This is a genomic window from Bradyrhizobium huanghuaihaiense (assembly GCF_007830635.1).
Taxonomy (GTDB): Bacteria; Pseudomonadota; Alphaproteobacteria; order Rhizobiales; family Xanthobacteraceae; genus Bradyrhizobium; species Bradyrhizobium huanghuaihaiense.
The window spans coordinates 76,709-94,324 of record NZ_VLLA01000015.1; the positions used below are offsets into that span (position 1 = coordinate 76,709).

At 65.2% G+C, this 17,616-nt stretch carries 17 protein-coding genes; 4 read left to right on the forward strand and 13 right to left on the reverse strand.

Annotated elements, in window-relative coordinates; genetic code table 11:
* Positions 1–22: 22 nt before the first annotated feature.
* Positions 23–1,048 carry an ABC transporter substrate-binding protein gene (locus tag IQ16_RS26955; RefSeq protein ID WP_026311674.1) on the reverse strand — a complete coding sequence of 342 codons (1,026 nt, stop codon included), beginning with the start codon at positions 1,046–1,048 and terminating at the stop codon, positions 23–25.
* A gap of 138 nt (positions 1,049–1,186) precedes the next feature.
* Here IQ16_RS26955 and IQ16_RS26960 point away from each other — a divergent pair, with 138 nt between their 5' ends.
* Positions 1,187–1,636 carry a cupin domain-containing protein gene (locus IQ16_RS26960; protein WP_018640828.1) on the forward strand — a complete coding sequence of 150 codons (450 nt, stop codon included), beginning with the start codon at positions 1,187–1,189 and terminating at the stop codon, positions 1,634–1,636.
* A gap of 45 nt (positions 1,637–1,681) precedes the next feature.
* Here the strand turns inward: IQ16_RS26960 and IQ16_RS26965 are convergent, their stop codons facing one another.
* Positions 1,682–2,470 (reverse strand): ABC transporter permease, encoded by a 789-nt coding sequence (locus IQ16_RS26965; RefSeq protein WP_018640829.1) that lies wholly within the window; start codon positions 2,468–2,470, stop codon positions 1,682–1,684.
* A complete protein-coding gene (locus IQ16_RS26970) occupies positions 2,470–3,288 on the reverse strand; it encodes an ABC transporter ATP-binding protein (RefSeq protein ID WP_018640830.1) in 819 nt (272 codons plus the stop codon). The genes IQ16_RS26965 and IQ16_RS26970 overlap by 1 nt, the downstream gene beginning before the upstream one ends.
* 287 nt (positions 3,289–3,575) lie before the next feature.
* Here IQ16_RS26970 and IQ16_RS26980 point away from each other — a divergent pair, with 287 nt between their 5' ends.
* Positions 3,576–4,358 carry an ATP-binding cassette domain-containing protein gene (locus IQ16_RS26980; protein ID WP_026311675.1) on the forward strand — a complete coding sequence of 261 codons (783 nt, stop codon included), beginning with the start codon at positions 3,576–3,578 and terminating at the stop codon, positions 4,356–4,358.
* Entirely contained in the window at positions 4,355–5,911 is a 1,557-nt protein-coding gene (locus IQ16_RS26985; protein ID WP_018640832.1) for a glycine betaine ABC transporter substrate-binding protein, read from the forward strand. Before IQ16_RS26980 ends, IQ16_RS26985 begins: the two co-directional genes overlap by 4 nt.
* A gap of 181 nt (positions 5,912–6,092) precedes the next feature.
* On the opposite strand, the gene IQ16_RS26990 is transcribed toward IQ16_RS26985, so the two are convergent.
* Together IQ16_RS26990 and IQ16_RS26995 are read right to left on the reverse strand one after the other, a co-directional pair.
* On the reverse strand, positions 6,093–7,805 hold the full coding sequence (locus IQ16_RS26990; protein WP_026311676.1) for a sulfatase-like hydrolase/transferase: 1,713 nt from the start codon (positions 7,803–7,805) through the stop codon (positions 6,093–6,095).
* A gap of 198 nt (positions 7,806–8,003) precedes the next feature.
* Positions 8,004–8,657, reverse strand: coding sequence for a TetR/AcrR family transcriptional regulator (locus IQ16_RS26995; protein WP_035665804.1), 654 nt, complete (start codon positions 8,655–8,657; stop codon positions 8,004–8,006).
* A gap of 106 nt (positions 8,658–8,763) precedes the next feature.
* On the opposite strand from IQ16_RS26995, the gene IQ16_RS27000 reads away from it, so the two are divergent.
* Positions 8,764–9,384 carry a hypothetical protein gene (locus IQ16_RS27000; RefSeq protein WP_035665807.1) on the forward strand — a complete coding sequence of 207 codons (621 nt, stop codon included), beginning with the start codon at positions 8,764–8,766 and terminating at the stop codon, positions 9,382–9,384.
* A gap of 7 nt (positions 9,385–9,391) precedes the next feature.
* Here IQ16_RS27000 and IQ16_RS27005 read toward each other — a convergent pair whose 3' ends face one another.
* The 8 genes from IQ16_RS27005 to IQ16_RS27040 all read right to left on the reverse strand — a co-directional run bounded on the left by IQ16_RS27005 (position 9,392) and on the right by IQ16_RS27040 (position 17,425).
* Positions 9,392–10,243 carry an SDR family oxidoreductase gene (locus IQ16_RS27005; protein WP_018640836.1) on the reverse strand — a complete coding sequence of 284 codons (852 nt, stop codon included), beginning with the start codon at positions 10,241–10,243 and terminating at the stop codon, positions 9,392–9,394.
* A gap of 477 nt (positions 10,244–10,720) precedes the next feature.
* Positions 10,721–11,740 (reverse strand): ketol-acid reductoisomerase, encoded by a 1,020-nt coding sequence (ilvC, locus tag IQ16_RS27010; protein WP_018640837.1) that lies wholly within the window; start codon positions 11,738–11,740, stop codon positions 10,721–10,723.
* A gap of 133 nt (positions 11,741–11,873) precedes the next feature.
* The gene (locus IQ16_RS27015; protein WP_026311677.1) at positions 11,874–12,476 is read right to left on the reverse strand and encodes a LysE family translocator; all 603 of its coding nucleotides are present in this window, start codon (positions 12,474–12,476) and stop codon (positions 11,874–11,876) included.
* Between the two features lie 7 nt (positions 12,477–12,483).
* Positions 12,484–13,359 (reverse strand): EamA family transporter, encoded by an 876-nt coding sequence (locus tag IQ16_RS27020; RefSeq protein ID WP_018640839.1) that lies wholly within the window; start codon positions 13,357–13,359, stop codon positions 12,484–12,486.
* Between the two features lie 49 nt (positions 13,360–13,408).
* Entirely contained in the window at positions 13,409–14,104 is a 696-nt protein-coding gene (locus IQ16_RS27025; protein ID WP_018640840.1) for a class I SAM-dependent methyltransferase, read from the reverse strand.
* Between the two features lie 3 nt (positions 14,105–14,107).
* On the reverse strand, positions 14,108–14,650 hold the full coding sequence (gene ilvN, locus IQ16_RS27030) for an acetolactate synthase small subunit (protein WP_018640841.1): 543 nt from the start codon (positions 14,648–14,650) through the stop codon (positions 14,108–14,110).
* 23 nt (positions 14,651–14,673) lie between these two features.
* Complete coding sequence (locus tag IQ16_RS27035) at positions 14,674–15,645, reverse strand: threonine dehydratase (RefSeq protein ID WP_018640842.1); 972 nt, start codon at positions 15,643–15,645, stop codon at positions 14,674–14,676.
* Positions 15,646–15,649: 4 nt separating this feature from the next.
* Positions 15,650–17,425, reverse strand: a complete 1,776-nt coding sequence (locus IQ16_RS27040; protein ID WP_018640843.1) for an acetolactate synthase 3 large subunit — start codon at positions 17,423–17,425, stop codon at positions 15,650–15,652.
* Positions 17,426–17,616 lie beyond the last annotated feature (191 nt).

The following is a 17,616-nucleotide window of genomic DNA, read 5'->3' on the forward strand; positions in this document are numbered from 1 at the left end:
TGGTACCACGCCTTCGCGTCAGCTATTTGGCGCTGCCCGTGGTCTTCTTGGCCTGATCGACGTATTTGTTGGTGAAGGTCTTGCTGACGTCGATCTTGGCGTTCGCCACCTCGGGCGAACCGACGCTGAACACCGCAAGCACCGCGTCGGCACCCTTCGGGTCCATCTTGCCGGTCTCGGAGAACATGGGAATCGTGTTCTTCAGCGCGGCGAGATAGAGGTCCTTGTTCTTGCCGACCATCTCCTCCGGCATCTTCGCCATGATCTCCTCGGGCGAGTGCGAATGGATCCAGGCGAGCGTCGCCAGGATCGCATTGGTCAGCGCCTGCGTCTCCTTCTCGTGGCCATTGACCCAGGCCACCGTCGAGTACAGCGCGCCACCAGGATATTCGCCGCCAAACGTCTCGAGCGTATCCTTCTGGGTGCGCGTGTCGCTGAGGATGCGCAGATCCTTGTGGCTGCCCTGGAGCACGGTCACGGAGGGATCGAGCATCACGGCCGCATCGATCTGCCCCTGCTCCATCGCGGCGACCGCGGTGGCGCCGAGGCCGACGCCGATCACGGCCGCGCTGGTGGGATCGAGCCCGTTCTTCTTCAGCATATATTTGAGGAAGAAGTCGGTGGAGGAGCCGGGCGCACTGACGCCGACCTTCTTGCCGGCGAGATCCTTGACCGACTTGATGTCATTGGTGCGCGAGGGCGCGACCACCAGCACGAGGCCGGGATAGCGGTCATAGACCACGAAGGCCTGCAGCTCCTGCTTCTTGGCGGCGAGGTTGACGCAATGGTCGAAATAGCCGGAGACGACGTCGGCGCTGCCGCCGAGCACGGCCTTGAGCGCGTCCGAGCCGCCCTTGAGGTCGACCAGCTCGACATTGAGGCCGGCCTTCTCGTACTCGCCGAGCTGCTTGGCCAGCACCGTCGGCAGGTAGCACAGGCAGGCCCCACCGCCGACCGCGACGGTGACCTTGCTTTGGGCTGCGGCAAGCGAGGTGGTGAGCGTCAGCGCGAGCAGCGCGCCGGCGAGCCTGGCAATCGTGTTCTTCATTGGTTTCCTCCGTTCGGCCGGCGGCACCATAGAGCAGCGGGACTGGCTTGAGAAGCACTGCCTAAGTGGGCTGGCCATCCGCCCTTCGGCGCAATAGCATGGCTGAACAAGAACAATTCCTGATGGGGAGAATGATCCATGAATCGCCTTGTTGCCGGGCTGTCGCTCGCCGCCGCCTTTGCCGCCGGGTGCGGCGCGAACCAGTTGCTCCGGCCGGCGCTGGCCGCCGAGAACATCACTGCACAGCTCATCCACACCGGCGAGATGGAGGGCGATGCGCTCGGCCCCGCCAACGCCGTCGGCTTCCGCTCAAAGATGTTCGCGAGCGCCGACGGCGCCACCATCTCGATCCAGGTCGGCAATGTGCCCAAGCACATGCATCCCAACACCAACGAGATCCAGTACATCCTGGACGGGACCGGGACGATCTGGCTCGGCGACAAGGAAGTCACGGTCAAGCCGGGCGACCTCGTCATCATTCCGAAGGGCACGCCGCACGGCGGCACCAAGCCGATCAGCGGCCAGGTCAAGGCGATCGCCATCAAGACGCCGCCGCAGGCGCCCGACGATACCAAGCTGCTGGATTGAGCCTCCGCGATCGGGGCTCGCGCCGATGCGGGCCCCACCTCGCGCCTAGCCGCGTCCATCCGAGGCGGTCGGCCGCCACACCAAAAGGCGCCGCTCGACCAGCGTCACGCCGTAGTCGATCAGGATGACGAAAGCCGACAGCACGAACATGCCGGCGAACACGCCGGCGACGTCGAACACGCCTTCAGCCTGCTGAATGAGATAGCCGAGGCCTGCGGCCGATCCCAGATATTCGCCGACGACGGCGCCGACCACGGCGAAGCCGACCGAGGTGTGCAGCGAGGAGAACATCCACGACAGCGCCGACGGCCAATAGACGTGCTGCATCAATTGCCGCTCGCTCATGCCGAGCATGCGGCCGTTGTCGAGCACGGTGCGGCTGACTTCCTTGACGCCCTGATAGACGTTGAAGAAGACGATGAAGAACACCAAGGTCACGCCGAGCGCGACCTTCGACCAGATGCCGAGCCCGAGCCACAGCGCGAAGATCGGTGCCAGCACCACGCGCGGCAGCGCGTTGACCATCTTCACGTAGGGGTCGAACACCGCCGCGACCAGCGGCTGGCGCGCAAACCAGAAGCCGACCAGCACGCCGCCGAGCGATCCGATCACGAAGGCGAGGATCGATTCCGCCAGCGTGATGCCGAGATGCTTCCAGATCACGCCGGAGGCGAACCATTTCACGATCTGGCTGAACACGTCGAGCGGGTTGGAGAAGAAGAACGGCGGCAGCAGGATCTTGCCGAACACGGGGACGGTCGACAGCACCTGCCACAGCACGATGCACACGACCGCGACCAGGACCTGCAGCGCAAACAGCGTCGGACGCGACATCAGACCGCCTCCGCCGCGTGAGTGGACTGCGCGTAGCCCTTCATCACCTCGTCCTTCAGCACGCTCCAGATCTCGCGATGGAGCGCATGGAACTCCTTGTCGAGGCGCACCTCGAAGATGTCGCGCGGGCGCGGCAAGCTGACGCGCCAGTCGCCGATGATGCGCGAGGACGGCCCCGCCGACATGATCACCACGCGGTCGGCGAGTGCGATCGCCTCTTCCAGATCGTGGGTCACGAACAGCACCGCCTTGCGATCGGCGTTCCACAAGTCGAGCAGCAGATTGCCCATGACCTGCCGCGTCTGCGCATCGAGCGGCCCGAACGGCTCGTCCATCAGCAGGATTTTTGGATCGCGGATCAGCACCTGCGCCAGAGCCACGCGCTTGCGCTGGCCGCCGGAGAGCATGTGCGGATAGCGGTTCGCGAAGGCGCCGAGGCCCACGGAGGTCAGCCATTTCCGGGCCTGCGGCAGCGACTCGCTGCGCGGCGTGCCCTTGATCTCGAGCCCGATCGCGACGTTGTCGAGCGCGGTCTTCCAGGGGAACAGCGCGTCGGCCTGGAACAAATAGCCGGCCTCCCGGTTCAGCCCCGCCAGCGGCTGGTCGAATATCCTGACGCTGCCGGCGGCCGGCTTGAGCAGGCCCGCGGCGACATTGAGCAGCGTCGATTTCCCGCAGCCGGTCGGGCCGACGATGGCGACGAACTCGCCCTGCGCGACCGCAAGATGCGCCTTCTCCACCGCCGTATAGACCCGGCCGTCCCCCAGCCGGAACGCGACCTTGGCATCTTCCAGCGCCACTGCCGTGGGCGTTGTCATGTGTTTCCTCCGAACTCAGGCCGATGCCTTAGCCTCTCGCGCGGCCAAGTTCAATCAAGCCGCCAAGCGTGCTACGCATGGGGTCCGTCATCCCCTTCACCCTCCCCTGGAGGGGGAGGGTCGGTGCGCATGAAGCGAAGCGGAATGCGAACCGGGGTGGGGTGACGGTCTCTCCACGTCCAACACTACCCGTGTTGAGAGATCACCCCACCCCGTCTCACATTTCGCTGCGCTCAATGTGAGCCGACCCTCCCCCTCCAGGGGAGGGTAAGAGCGAGCCCACCGCGATGTCTTCCAAGTTGGCGATCAGCTACCAAACGGCCACCAAGAGCTTCGGCTCCCTTAGGGCTGTGGACGATGTGTCGCTCGACATTGCGGAGGGCGAGTTTCTGGCCGTCGTGGGCGGCTCCGGCTCGGGCAAGACCACGCTGCTGCGGCTCGCCAACCGGCTGATCGAGGCCGATGGCGGCACCATCACGGTCGAGGGCGAGGACGTGCGGAATGTCGATCCGGTCGCGCTGCGGCGACGGATCGGCTACGTCTTCCAGAGTGGCGGGCTGTTTCCTCACTTAAGCGTCGGCGACAATATCGGCATCACGCCAAAGCTGCTGGGCGAGCCGGCAACGACTATCGCAACGCGCGTCGACGAGTTGCTGGAGCTCGTGCAGCTCGACCGCGCATCGCATCGCGACCGTCTGCCCGAGACACTCTCCGGCGGCCAGCGCCAGCGCGTCGGCGTGGCGCGCGCGCTCGCCGCAAAGCCCCGCATCGTGCTGATGGACGAGCCGTTCGGCGCGCTCGATCCCCTCACCCGCGATACTCTCGGTGACGACTATCGCACGCTTCACCGCAGGCTCGGCCTGACCACCGTCATGATCACGCACGACATGACCGAGGCGATCCTGCTCGCCGATCGGATCGCGGTGATGCGCGGCGGAAAGGTGCTGGCGCAGGGCACGCCCGCAGAGCTCTCGCGCAGCTGCGATGCTTATGTGCTGGAGCTGCTGCGCACGCCGCGGCGCCAGGTCGAGCGGCTGAATGCGCTGCTGCCGCAGAGCGGTGCGGCATGAGCCTCTTCACCGATCCGCGCTGGGGCGAGGCGCTGTCGCATCTGCCTGATTATCTCGGCAACCATGTGCGGGTGAGCCTTGCCGCGCTGGCGCTTGGGCTTGCCGTCAGCCTGCCGCTGGCGATCCTGACACGCAACCGTCCGGCGCCGCGCGGCATCCTGCTCGCACTCGCCAGCATCGTGCAAACCGTGCCGGGGCTGGCGCTGCTCGCGCTGTTCTATCCGCTGCTGCTGCTGGCGGCCTCGGTCACGCTCGCCTGGTTCGGCGTTTCCTTCTCCGCGTTCGGCTTCCTGCCGGCGATGCTGGCGCTGGCGCTCTATTCGATGCTGCCTGTTTTGCGCAACGGCATCACCGGCCTCAACGGCATCGATCCCGCGCTGATCGAGGCTGCCAAGGGCGTCGGCATGACCGCACGTCAATCGCTTGTCATGGTCGAGCTGCCGCTGGCTCTGCCGGTGATGATGGCGGGCATCCGCACCGCCGCCGTGTGGGTGATCGGCACCGCGACGCTCTCGACGCCGATCGGGCAGACCAGCCTCGGCAACTACATCTTCGCCGGGCTCCAGACCCAGAACTGGGTGTTCGTGCTGTTCGGCTGCGTTGCCTCGGCCCTGCTCGCGCTCGCGGTCGACCAGCTGCTCGGCCTGATCGAGAGCGGCCTGCGCCGCCGCAGCCGCTTGCGCAGCGGGCTCGGCGCGGTCGGAATGGCGGCGCTGGTCGCCGCAACGCTGGTGCCGACCATGGGACGCTCGTCGCAAGGCTATGTCGTCGGGGCCAAGACGTTTGCCGAGCAATATGTGCTGTCGGCGTTGATGAAGGACCGCCTCCAGGCGGCCGGCCTCTCAGCCACGGCGCGGTCAGGCCTCGGCTCCAGCGTGATCTTCGAGGCGCTGAAGGCGGGCGACATCGATCTCTATGTCGACTATTCCGGCACGCTCTGGGCCAACCAGCTGCATCGCACCGACATCAAGCCGCGCGCAGAACTGGTGGCGGAATTGAAGACGGCGCTCGCCAAGGACAACATCACCCTGCTCGGCGAGCTCGGCTTCGAGAATGCCTATGCGCTGGTGATGCCGAGGAAACGCGCCGAGGCGCTCGGCATCCGTACCATCGCCGACCTCACCGCGCATGCCGCGACGCTGTCGATTGCCGGCGACTACGAATTCTTCTCGCGTCCCGAATGGGCGGCGCTGCAGAAGGCCTATGGGCTGCAGTTCCGCGCCCAGCGCCAGATGCAGCCGGACTTCATGTATGCGGCGGTCGCCAGCGGCGAGGTCGACGTCATCGCCGGCTACACCAGCGACGGTTTGATCGCGAAATACGACCTCGTCACGCTCGACGATCCCAAGCACGCGATCCCGCCCTATGACGCCATCCTGCTGCTGGCCCCGAAGCGCGCCGGCGACGAGCGATTGCAGGCCGCCCTCCAGCCGCTGCTCGGCAAGATCGACATCGCCACCATGCGCGAAGCGAATTTGCGCGCCAGCGGCAATGACGCGAATTCGTCACCGGATGCGGTGGCGAGGTGGCTGTGGGAGAAGATTAAGCAGTAGGTCCGCTGCAAGACCCGTCATCCTGAGGCGCGAGCTGCGCGGTGCATAGCACCGCGGGGCGAGCCTCGAAGGATGAACTGCCACGATGTAGCCGGGCTGTCGCCCTTCGAGGCTCACCAAGCGGCTTGCGCCGCTTTGTGAGCACCTCAGGGTGACGGTCGAAGAGTTATGTCGGCGATGATTACAATCCCCGGATCATTCCCGCGTTGATCAGCAGCCGGTTCAGCCGCCGCGCCTCGGCGCCGTCCTTGCAACCGTAGAAGAGGCCCTTGCAGCGGAGCATGATCGCCTTCTGCTCGGCGAAGGACGGGTCGAGCGGGATGCCGGCGGCTTCCTGGATCACCAGCGGCAGGTAGGGGCCGTCGATCGTGTCCATCACGGCATCGCTTTTCACCGGCTCGAAATTGACGGCGTCGATCGCGTAATAGGTCGCGTAGAGGCGCGGATCGTAGGCGTCGAGCTTCTTGCCGATCGCGCCCTGGTCGAGCCCGGGCTCGAGCAGGTTCGGCGCAAATTCGGGCTGATGATCGCCATAGCGCACAATCAGGAAGGGCTCGCCGGGAAAATTCTTCTTCAGCCCCGCGACGAACGCCTTGTACTGCTCGGCGCTCATCGCCTGCCGGCGCAGATATTCGTCGATGGACGCCACATTGCCCGGCGCGCGCCAGTTCGGCAGCAGGTCCGGGCGGAAGCGCGTCTCCCAGGGGAAATGATTGGCACCGAGATAGATGAAGGTGAACAGCGGCTTGTTCGGCGGCTGCTGGCCCATCAGCTGAAGCGCCTTGTCGTAGAAGAAGCTGTCGGGCTCGACATCCTTCGCGCCGAGGTCTTTCGAGTCGAGAAAGCGCTCGATGCCGGTCGTCATCTGGAAGCTGCGCGCGCCCATGAAGCCGCCATAGGCGGGATAGAGCGACATCGTGTCGTAGCCGCAGCGGCGCAGCGCCAGCGGCAGGCCGCGCTCGACACGGCCTGTTGCGATGCGCGTCACGAAATAGGCGAAGCGGCCGAACGAGCGCGAGGAGAGCCCTGCGAGCACGTTGTATTCGGTGAACCAGCTCGGGCCGCCATTGCTCTCGGCAAGGAAGGTGCGCTGCTTGCCGTCCCACGACTTGAAATGATCGCCATAGCGCGACGGCACCTTGATGCCCTGCGCGGCACGGATGTCGAAGCTGGATTCATCATGGATCATGATGATGTTCGGCCGGCGGCCGGCAGGATGGCAGGCATCGACCAGCGGCATGTTGAGCCGCTCGTTGGTCGACGCCGCCGACTCCATGAAGCCGTACTGCGCGAAGTCTGAAACGGCGGTGACGCCCGAGCGAAAGAACTTCGAGAGATAGCCGTCGTCGTAATAGCCGCGCCAGGCCTCGTCCGGATGATAGAGCGAATAGCCGACCAGGGCGGCAAGGCAGGCGAGCTTGCAGGTGAACGCCGGCAGGCGACGGATGCGGAACGGATCGAGCCACCATAGCGCATACATCAGCGGCAGCGTGACGAGGCCGGCCAGGATCACCGACCAGCGCAAGTTCGGGAAGATCGTGAACAGGAAGGCGACCGTGTCGCGGTCGATCATCATCAGGTCGATGAAGTTGACCGTCATCTGGACGACGTCGTGCTTGAGCCGCGACAACAGCACCAGCACGACGACCATGGTCAGCGACAGGGCGCCCGACAGCGCCGGCCGACGCAGCAGCGTGATCCAGAAGAAGTTGAGGATGCCCCAGGCGAGAGCGAAGGACAGGCGCGAGCCGAAATCGGTCTCGGTCTCGTACATCAGTGCGAGCGCGGCCAGATGCGGCGCTGCGACCGCGAGCAGCCGCCAGATGCCGAGCGCAGCGACGCTCGCCAGCACGGCGGTTGTGGCAGAAGGACCTGGATTCGGCGCGGACGCCATCGACGACACGCAACTCTGGTCCGGCGCGGGTATGCAAAGCCGTCTGGCCGGTCCCAAGACGGCTAGGGCGTCCGGCGCAGCCGGAAACCTGCACCGTGTCATAAAATTGTAACGGAACAGTCAAGAACAGGCAACGTGCGCCGCGGTCCGACCTTCGCTTAATGGTGGTGGGTGGCGAAGCGCCGTCCGCCTTATCCCTCAGCGCTTCGCGATCCCCGCGATGAACAGGTCGATCACCGCTTCCGCCATCCGCTCGATCTCCCCCTCCTCGACGCCCCAGCGCGGAAAATGGCCGTCGAGGTTCATCCGCGCGAAACCGTAGACCAGGGCGCGGCCGGCGATCTGGATGCCCTTGAGGTCGGCCGACCGCAGCAGGCCCTGCGCGGCCGCGTCAGCCAGCATCTGCTCCGTCAGCGCGATCAGCTCGGCATTGTCACGCGTCAGCTCCGCCGAGCTGCCATGGGCGAAGTAACGCCCCGTCGAGATGATCTCGAAATGCGCCGGGTTGCGCATGGCCCAGCGCAAATAGGCGAGGCCAAAGGCGCGGAAGCGCAGAAGCGGGTCGGCGGCCGGAGCCTCGGCCAGCGCCGCCTCGATCTCGGTCCGGAAGCGCCGCTGCGCCTCCCCGGCCGCCGCCGCCATCAGCGCATCGCGGTTGGGGAAGTGTCGGAACGGCGCTCCCGGGGACACCGCAGCCCGGCGCGCGGCCTCACGTACCGAGACTTCGGCGCCTTCCGATGCGAGCTGCAACGCAGCATCGATCAACACGCGGCGGAGGTCGCCGTGGTGATAGGGCCGGGCTTCAGATATCTGGCGGCGTGCGCGCGGCTTGGAGGTCGGACGGGCGGACATTGCGCCTCCTAGCATCACCCCATCGTGAATGTAAGCAGCGATTACACCATTGACGGATGGGCGATCCCCAAATGTAATCAATGATTACATAAAGAGGGAGATCGCCATGTCGCAACGTCAAGGCTGGCTGGAAGGCTGGCGGCTGCTGGCCGCGCTCGTCGTGAGCCTGATCGCGCTCAGCCTGTGGATCGCGGCGATGCGGCACTTCGACGTCGAGGGGGTGCGGATGGTGATCCGCTTCACGGCGCGAAGCTCGCTCACGCTGTTCTGCCTCGCCTTCAGCGCCGCGGCGCTGGCGCGGCTGTGGCCGAATGCCTGGACGCGCTGGCAGCTCCGCAACCGCCGCTATCTCGGCCTCAGCTTCGCCGTCTCGCACACCATCCATGCGGCTGCCATCGTCGCCTTCGCCAGGATGGATCCAGCCGGCTTTGCCGAGGCCACCTCGGCGGCCTCCTACATCTTCGGCGGCATCGGCTATGCCTTCATCGTCGCCATGAGCGCGACCTCGTTCGACCGCACCGCCGCGCTGCTCGGGCCGCGCGCCTTTCGCGCGCTGCACCTTGTGGGCGGCTATTACCTCTGGATCCAGTTCATGGTGTCGTTCGGCAAGCGTGTGCCGGCGATGCCGCTTTACGCCGCCTTCCTCATTCCGCTGCTCATCGTGATGGCGCTGCGGCTGATCGCGATGGCCGCCCATCCGCGCGGACGGACGGCCGAGGCGAACTGAACGTCGGTCACCCCTGCGGCAGCAACCCGAGCCGCTTGGCGATGATGCGATCGACCGTCCGCTTGGGCAGCACGGCGCCGATCAGGTGACGCAGCGGATCCGGCGTGATCTGGTAGCGCACCTTGGGGCTCGCCGCCGTCAGCGCCTCGAACACGATCTCGGCGATGCGCTCGGCCGGCAGGCCCTTGGCGCCAAGCTCCATCATGAAGGCCATCACCTTGTTCAGCGCCGGCAGATAGGGCGAGTTCTTGTAAACGGTGAGATCGATCTCTTCGGCCTTGCTCCAGATCGGCGTCTTGACCGCGCCGGGGGCGACGATGATGACGTCGACGCCGAACAGCATCAGCTCGCGGCGCAGGCTTTCCGACAAGCCCTCGACGGCGTGCTTGGAGGTGCAGTAAGGCGCCGACAGCGGGTTGCCGTTCTTGCCTGCGACCGAGCTGATCATCACGATCCGGCCCTTCGGCCCCTTCAGCGAGGGATCGGCGCCGAGCAGCGGCCCGAACGCCTGTGTCGCGATCACAGGCCCGATGACGTTGATGTCCATCTGGCGGCGGAAATCATCGGCCGACAATTCGAGCACCGGGCCGGCGACCGCAATGCCGGCATTGTTGACGAGGCCGGCCAGCGTCTCCCCGGCCAGCACCTCGCGGACTTTTCGCGCAGCAGCGAGGACTGCGGCTTCGTCGGTGACGTCAAACAGGAGCGGGGTGAAGTTCGCACCGAACTCCCCCTGAAGCCGGTCGGCGTCGGCCTGCTTGCGGACGCTGCCGAACACGCGATAGCCACGCCCGATCAGATACTTTGCAACGGCCCAACCGATGCCGGTGGACGCGCCGGTGATGACGACGGATCGCATGGTCCCCTCCCCTCGAGTTCCCGCGATCATGTAGGAGGAAGGCACGGTCGCGCAATGCCGTCCGACGCTCAAGAAGGTGCAGCCAGTGTCGGTTCTTAAGATGAAGCGGCGTTCGAACGTTGCGACAGGAGATCGAGGCGCCTTAAACAAGCGGATAAAGCGCCGAATCCTTAGCCCTGAAGACGCACGGCTTTTGACGAACCCGGACTTCTGAAAAAGTTCTGAAAACGACGCGATGCCAAGAATGTGGTTTAAGCGTCAGTTCTTGGTCTCAAGGAGCACGTCAACTCGCGAAGAATTTGAATGAAGCAGCAATGCTTCGCGCGAGAAGGCGAGAAGGAAAGAGCGAGACCGCTGTCTGCGATCTCGCTCCACCATAGCCGCGAAGGTTTTAAGATTTGGTTTGGCAAGCGAAGCTTGTGCTTCGCTCGTCATTCCGGGGCGCGTTCGCGCGAACCCGGAATGACGGCGTAGCCGTCAGTTCTTGCTCTTGTCGACCAGCGCGCCCTTCTTGATCCAGGGCATCATGTCGCGGAGCTTCGCGCCGACTTCCTCGATCGGGTGCGCGGCGAGCTTGGCGCGGGTCGCTTTGAACGAGGTCTGGTTGACCTTGTTCTCGAGCATCCAGTCGCGGGCGAACTTGCCGCCCTGGATGTCGGCCAGAACCTTGCGCATCTCCTTCTTGGTCTCGTCCGTGATGATGCGCGGACCGGTGACATACTCGCCGTACTCGGCGGTGTTGGAGATCGAGTAGTTCATGTTGGCGATGCCGCCTTCATAGATCAGGTCGACGATCAGCTTCACTTCGTGCAGGCACTCGAAATAGGCCATCTCCGGCGCGTAGCCGGCTTCGACCAGGGTCTCGTAGCCGCCCTTGATCAGCTCGACCAGGCCGCCGCAGAGCACCACCTGCTCGCCGAACAGGTCGGTCTCGCACTCTTCCTTGAAGGTGGTCTCGATGATGCCGGCGCGGCCGCCGCCGACGGCCGAGGCGTAGGACAGGCCGAGGTCATGAGCGTTGCCCGAGACGTCCTTGGCGATCGCGATCAGGCAGGGCACGCCGCCGCCGCGCTGATACTCCGAGCGCACGGTGTGGCCGGGGCCCTTCGGCGCGATCATCAGCACGTCGAGGTCGGCGCGCGGATCGAGCAGGTTGAAGTGGACGTTGAGGCCGTGCGCGAACACGAGGGCGGCGCCCTTCTTCATGTTGTCGTGCAGGTGCTCGCGATAGATGTCGCCCTGGAGCTCGTCCGGGGTCAGCATCATGACGAGGTCGGCCCATTTGGCGGCTTCGGCGACTTCCATCACCTTGAAGCCGGCGGCTTCCGCCTTCTTGACCGAGCTCGAGTCCTTGCGCAGCGCAATGGCGACTTCCTTGACGCCGGAATCCTTCAGGTTGAGCGCATGGGCGTGGCCCTGGCTGCCGTAGCCGACGATGGCGACCTTCTTGCCCTTGATCAGGTTCAGGTCGGCGTCGCGATCGTAATAAACACGCATAGGTCGTTTCCTCGTTCAGGGCCGAAATCGGCCGATGGTCAGTGTCCGAAGGGTGAAATTTGCGGATTTCGGGGGCTGTCTAGAGCATTTTCAGCCCTGAGGGAAACCCGTTTCTGCATGGAAATCCGCGACATCATGCATCCATGAAAACGGGGTAGAGGGAGGCCAGCAGCAGGATCGCCATCAGGATGTTGAAGGCGCGGACCAGCCGCTCGGAGGTCAGGACCGGCCGCAATGCGGTGCCGAATAGCGCCCAGACCACGGTCGAGATCGTGCCGACGAGCAGGCTGATCAGGGTCTGGATCACGATGTTGATGGGAAACTGGGCAATCGCCGCGTAGGCCGTGATGGTGCCGATCACGATCACCCAGCCCTTGGCGTTGATCCACTGGAACATGGCGGCGCCCCAGAAGGTCATCGGACCGCGGCCGCTGTCGCCGCCCGGCGTGGTCGGACCGGACATGGCGATCACCGCAGCAAGATAGATCAGGTAGACCGCACCGGCATATTTCAGAATGGTCTGGAGGATCGGATAGGCCAGGAACACGGTGCCGAGCCCGAGGCCGACGGTGGCGACCATGAAGGCAAAGCCGATGACGATGCCGACGATGTGCGGGATGGTGCGGCGGAAGCCGTAGGTCAGGCCGGAGGACAGCAGCATGATGTTGTTCGGCCCGGGCGTGAAGTACATCACCACCATGAAGGCGAGGAAGGCATAGAACAGCGAGTAGGCCATGTTCACCTCACGCGGTCTTCGGCAGGACTTGCGGGCGCTTCGCCAGCACCATCACGGCGATACCACCGATCACGGTGAGCATGCCGGCGAGGCGCAGCGGGCCGAACCGTTCACCGAACACGATGCTGGAGGCGGCGGAGCCGACGAACGGCACCAGCAGCGCGAACGGCACCACCTGGGCCGCGGGATAGTCGCGCAAGAGGCGGCCCCACAGCCAATAAGCGATGCTGGTGGAGATGCCGCCGAGCATCAGCATGCAGAGCGCCGACGCGAGCGACAAGTGCGTCAGGGACGTCCATGTCGCCGCCGGTCCGTTGGCGATCAGCGCCAGCACGAACAGCGGCACGGCCGAGGCGAGGCACAGCCAGGCAAACAGGTCGAACATCGGCACGCCGCGGGCGCCGCGCAGCAGCAGATTGCCGACGGCAAAGCTGAGCGGCGAGATCATCAGCACCGCAAAGGCGGCAACGCTGAAATCATAGCCGACGGTGCCGCAGATCATCAGCAGGCCGATCGCAGCAACGACGATGCCCTGCGTCTGCATCGGCGTCGGCCGCTCGCCGAACGCAAGCGCGGCAAAGCCGATCGTGAACAGGGCCTGGCTCTGCACGACGACGCTGGTCAGGCCCACCGGCACGCCGTGGGCGATGCCGTAGGCCTGCGACAGGAACTGACCGAGGAACAGCGTGAAGCTGATCGCGATCAGCAGCGACCAGGCGACCTTCGGCTTGGGAATGAATAGGCACGGCACCGCGGCGATGGTAAAGCGCAGTGCCGTCATCAGCTCCGGCGGCAGCTCGTCGAGCGCGATCCGGCTCGCCACGAAGGCAAGCCCCCAGATGATCGCCACCATGACGGCGATGAGGATGTCGGCCGGCTTCATTGTTGTTTCCGGTTCTGCTTTGTCGTGCAGCCCTGTTTGTTGTTCTGGTCTAGCCTTGCTCGCCGGCTTTCGGTTTCCGCAGCAGATACGTGCCGTGCATCGGTGCGTGGTAGTCGGCCGAGACCAGCGTGAAGCCGACGTCGGTCAGCATCCGCTCCATCACCCAGCCGAAGGTGGAATATTCGTCGCGCATATGCGTCACCACGCCCTCGCGCGAGAAATCGTGGTTCTTGATCTGGAAGTCGGCCCATTGCTCAACGTCGCGCTCGACGGCGTCAGGCATCGACGCATAGACGATGTCGCGCAAGTAGAAGCTCGCACCCGGCTTCAGCGCGCGATAGATCCGCGACATCGCCACCGCCTTCCAGAAATCCGGCAGATGGTGCAGCGTGAACTCGCTGACGATGAGGTCATAGGATTCCGGCCGATAGGCGAAGCTGAGCAGGCCGGCGGACTGGGTGCGCACGGGCGCCTTGCGGTCGCGTGCGTAGATCTCGGCGAGCGCCAGCATCGCCGGCGAGATGTCGATGGCGTCGACCTCGGCGCCCATCAGCGCCGCTTCGGTGGCGAGCACGCCGTTGCCGCAGCCGATGTCGGCGATGCGCCAGCCGCGCTGGACCCCGAGCATTTTCAGCGCGGCGCGCGCCCGCAGATCGGCATCGTCATGGTTGTCGTAGATCGACGCCACGGCGGGTTCGATCCCCATCCGGTTCCGCTCGTTGTAGTACCAGTCGCGCGCCAGCATGGCTCACATCCCTTCAGGCCCGCGACCGATCGCGGCAACACCCGTACGCGACACCTCGACAAGGCCGAGCGGGCGCATCAGATCGATATATTGATTGATCTTGTCCGTATTGCCTGTGATCTCGAACACAAAGCTCTCGGTGGTGGCGTCGATCACCCGGGCGCGGAACGCGTCCGCGAGCCTGAGCGCCTCGACCCGATGCTCGCCCTGCCCGCGCACCTTCACCATCGCGAGCTCGCGCTCGATCGAGCGCTTGGTCTGGGTCATGTCGACGACCTGGTAGACCGGGATCATGCGGTCGAGCTGGTTCTTGATCTGCGCGATCACCATCGGCGTACCCGTGGTGACGATGGTGATGCGCGACAGATGCTTCTGGGCCTCGGTCTCCGAGACCGTGAGGCTCTCGATGTTGTAGCCGCGACCCGAGAACAGGCCGATGACGCGCGCAAGCACGCCCGGCTCGTTCTGCACGAGCACCGCAAGCGTGTGCGTCTCGTTGGGATCGTGGCGGTCCTCGATGAAATAGGCGGATGCGGGCTGGTTCATTGTCGTCCCCTCTTGTCTCTCCGTCACGCCATCGCTGGCGCGTCCGTCCCGACCCAACGGCGGAACAGATCGAAATCGATATTGCCGCCGGACAGCACGAGACCGACGCGCTTGCCCTTCAGCTTGCTCTTTTCCTGCAGCGCCGCGGCAAGCGCGGCAGCACCTGCGCCTTCGGCGAGATTGTGCGTATCGGTCCAGTAGGCGCGGATCGCGGCGGCAACCTCGTCGTCGGCGACCTCTACGATGCGCGAGGCGCCCTTGCGGATCAGCGCGAACGCATCCTCGTCGGGGATGCGCGTCGCCATGCCGTCTGCGAGTGTATTGGCAGTCTCGGTCGTCACGATCTTGCCGGCCGCCAACGACAGCGCATAGGACGGCGCTTCCGTCGACTGCACACCGACGATCTCGGTCTTCAGGCCGAGCAGGTCGCGCGCCATGATGCAGCCGCAGATGCCGGAGCCCTGCCCGATCGGCACATAGAGGATGTCGAGATCGGGCGCGGACCTGAACAGCTCCAGCGCGTAGGTCGCGACACCCAGCACGAGGTCCGGATGGAACGACGGCACCATGTGGAGCCCGGCGAACTGCGCGCGGCGCTCGGCTTCCTCGCGTGCCGCCTGAAAGTCCTCGCCGTGCTCGACGAGCTCGGCACCAAAAGCCGTCATCGCGCGGTTCTTCTCGACCGAATTGCCGCGCGGCACATAGATCACCGCCGGCACGCCGTGGCGGCTCGCGGCAAAGGCCAGGCTCTGACCGTGATTGCCGCGCGTCGCCGAGATGATGCCCGGCGTGTTCGGCCGCTCGCGCTTCAGCCGGTCGAGATAGACGAGCCCGCCGCGCACCTTGAAGGCGCCGATCGGCGTGTGGTTCTCGTGCTTGACCACGACCTCGGTGCCGAGGCGTTCAGCGAGCAGCGGCCAGCCGCGCGCCGGCGTTGCCGGCACCGCCTGCCCCACGATCGCATGTGCGCGCTCGAGCTCCCTAAGGTCGAACATGGCCTCACACCAGCGCCTTGCCGCCGGCGAACGCCTTGGCGGTGGCTTCGTCGTTGGCCTGCTCCGGCAGCAACATCTCGTTGTGCGCCTTGCCGGAGGGGATCATCGGGAAGCAGTTTTCGAGCGCGGCGACGCGGCAGTCGAACAGCACCGGGCGCTTGACCGAGATCATCTCCTGGATCGCGCCATCGAGATCGCCCGGCTTGTGCACCTGGAGGCCGACGGCGCCATAGGCTTCCGCGAGCTTGACGAAGTCCGGCAGCGCCTCGGAATAGGAATGCGACAGGCGGTTGCCGTGGAGCAGCTGCTGCCATTGGCGCACCATGCCCATGTACTGGTTGTTGAGGATGAAGATCTTGATCGGAAGCTCGTACTGCACCGCCGTCGACATCTCCTGCATCGTCATCTGCACCGAGGCGTCGCCTGCGATGTCGATAACGAGGCTGTCGGGATGCGCAACCTGCACGCCGACCGCGGCCGGCAGGCCGTAGCCCATGGTGCCGAGACCGCCCGACGTCATCCAGCGATGCGGCTCCTCGAAGCCGTAGAACTGCGCGGCCCACATCTGGTGCTGGCCGACCTCGGTCGTGATGTACGTATCCTTGCCGCGCGTCGCCTCGAACAGGCTCTGGATCGCGTGCTGCGGCAGGATGACGTCGTTACTCTTCTTGTAATAGAGCGAGTTGCGGGCGCGCCACTGCGCGATCTGCTGCCACCACGACTTGACGTCCGGCTTCTTCGCCTCCGCCTTGAACACCTGGAGGATGTCGCCAAGGATGTTGCCGCAGTCGCCGATGATCGGCACGTCGACACGGATGTTCTTGTTGATCGAGGACGGATCGATGTCGATGTGGATCTTCTTCGAGCCGGGCGAGAACGCATCGACGCGGCCGGTGATGCGGTCGTCGAAGCGCGCGCCGACGCACAGCATGACGTCGCAATCATGCATCGTCATGTTGGCTTCGTAGGTGCCGTGCATGCCGAGCATGCCGAGCCAGTTCTTGCCCGAGGCCGGATAGGCGCCGAGGCCCATCAGCGTGGAGGTGATCGGAAAACCGGTGACCTCGACCAGCTCGCGCAGCAACCTGGTCGCTTCGGGGCCGGAATTGATCACGCCGCCGCCGCTGTAGATCACGGGACGCTTGGCGTTCGCGAGCAGCGCGACCGCCTTACGGATCTGCGTCGCATCGCCCTTGACGCGCGGCGCGTAGGAGCGGTGCACGTCGGACTTGCGCGGCGGATGATAGGTGCCGGTCGCGAACTGCACGTCCTTGGGCACGTCGACCAGCACCGGGCCGGGACGGCCCGAGGTCGCAACGTAGAAGGCCTCATGCAGGACTTTCGCGAGGTCGTTGACGTCGCGCACGAGCCAGTTGTGCTTGGTGCAGGGACGCGTGATGCCGACGGTGTCGCATTCCTGGAAGGCGTCGTTGCCGATCAGATGCGTCGGCACCTGGCCGGAGATGCAGACCAGCGGGATGGAGTCCATCAGGGCATCGGTCAGCGGCGTCACCATGTTGGTGGCACCGGGTCCGGAGGTCACCAGCGCAACACCGGGCTTGCCGGTCGAGCGCGCATAGCCCTCGGCGGCATGGCCCGCGCCCTGCTCGTGGCGGACCAGGATGTGCTGGACCTCGCTCTGCTGGAAGATCTCGTCGTAGATCGGAAGCACCGCGCCGCCGGGATAGCCGAAAATGTCGGTCACGCCGTGATCGATGAGCGCGCGGACGATCATCGCGGCGCCGGTCATCTGGTTCGGATCGTGGCTCTTGTCGCTCATTGGCTTGCTCCGGATGCGCTGTTGTCAGCGGCTTCGTTCTGGGTTCGGGAAATAAAAAAGGCCCCGAAGAGGGCCCATGCACACCGCCTGTCTTGTGGATGGCAGCTAGCCATCCCCGGCGGTGTGCCTGGGTACGACGGCGATAAGGAGTTTGGTAATAATGTTACGCATGGCAGGCGCCCGGCTTCCCA

Coding starts and splice junctions, on each gene's coding strand:
- IQ16_RS26955 (WP_026311674.1), bottom strand. CDS start 1,048: ATGAAGAACACGATTGCCAGGCTCGCCGGCGCGCTGCTCGCGCTGACG.
- IQ16_RS26960 (WP_018640828.1), top strand. CDS start 1,187: ATGAATCGCCTTGTTGCCGGGCTGTCGCTCGCCGCCGCCTTTGCCGCC.
- IQ16_RS26965 (WP_018640829.1), bottom strand. CDS start 2,470: ATGTCGCGTCCGACGCTGTTTGCGCTGCAGGTCCTGGTCGCGGTCGTG.
- IQ16_RS26970 (WP_018640830.1), bottom strand. CDS start 3,288: ATGACAACGCCCACGGCAGTGGCGCTGGAAGATGCCAAGGTCGCGTTC.
- IQ16_RS26980 (WP_026311675.1), top strand. CDS start 3,576: ATGTCTTCCAAGTTGGCGATCAGCTACCAAACGGCCACCAAGAGCTTC.
- IQ16_RS26985 (WP_018640832.1), top strand. CDS start 4,355: ATGAGCCTCTTCACCGATCCGCGCTGGGGCGAGGCGCTGTCGCATCTG.
- IQ16_RS26990 (WP_026311676.1), bottom strand. CDS start 7,805: ATGGCGTCCGCGCCGAATCCAGGTCCTTCTGCCACAACCGCCGTGCTG.
- IQ16_RS26995 (WP_035665804.1), bottom strand. CDS start 8,657: ATGTCCGCCCGTCCGACCTCCAAGCCGCGCGCACGCCGCCAGATATCT.
- IQ16_RS27000 (WP_035665807.1), top strand. CDS start 8,764: ATGTCGCAACGTCAAGGCTGGCTGGAAGGCTGGCGGCTGCTGGCCGCG.
- IQ16_RS27005 (WP_018640836.1), bottom strand. CDS start 10,243: ATGCGATCCGTCGTCATCACCGGCGCGTCCACCGGCATCGGTTGGGCC.
- ilvC (WP_018640837.1), bottom strand. CDS start 11,740: ATGCGTGTTTATTACGATCGCGACGCCGACCTGAACCTGATCAAGGGC.
- IQ16_RS27015 (WP_026311677.1), bottom strand. CDS start 12,476: ATGGCCTACTCGCTGTTCTATGCCTTCCTCGCCTTCATGGTGGTGATG.
- IQ16_RS27020 (WP_018640839.1), bottom strand. CDS start 13,359: ATGAAGCCGGCCGACATCCTCATCGCCGTCATGGTGGCGATCATCTGG.
- IQ16_RS27025 (WP_018640840.1), bottom strand. CDS start 14,104: ATGCTGGCGCGCGACTGGTACTACAACGAGCGGAACCGGATGGGGATC.
- ilvN (WP_018640841.1), bottom strand. CDS start 14,650: ATGAACCAGCCCGCATCCGCCTATTTCATCGAGGACCGCCACGATCCC.
- IQ16_RS27035 (WP_018640842.1), bottom strand. CDS start 15,645: ATGTTCGACCTTAGGGAGCTCGAGCGCGCACATGCGATCGTGGGGCAG.
- IQ16_RS27040 (WP_018640843.1), bottom strand. CDS start 17,425: ATGAGCGACAAGAGCCACGATCCGAACCAGATGACCGGCGCCGCGATG.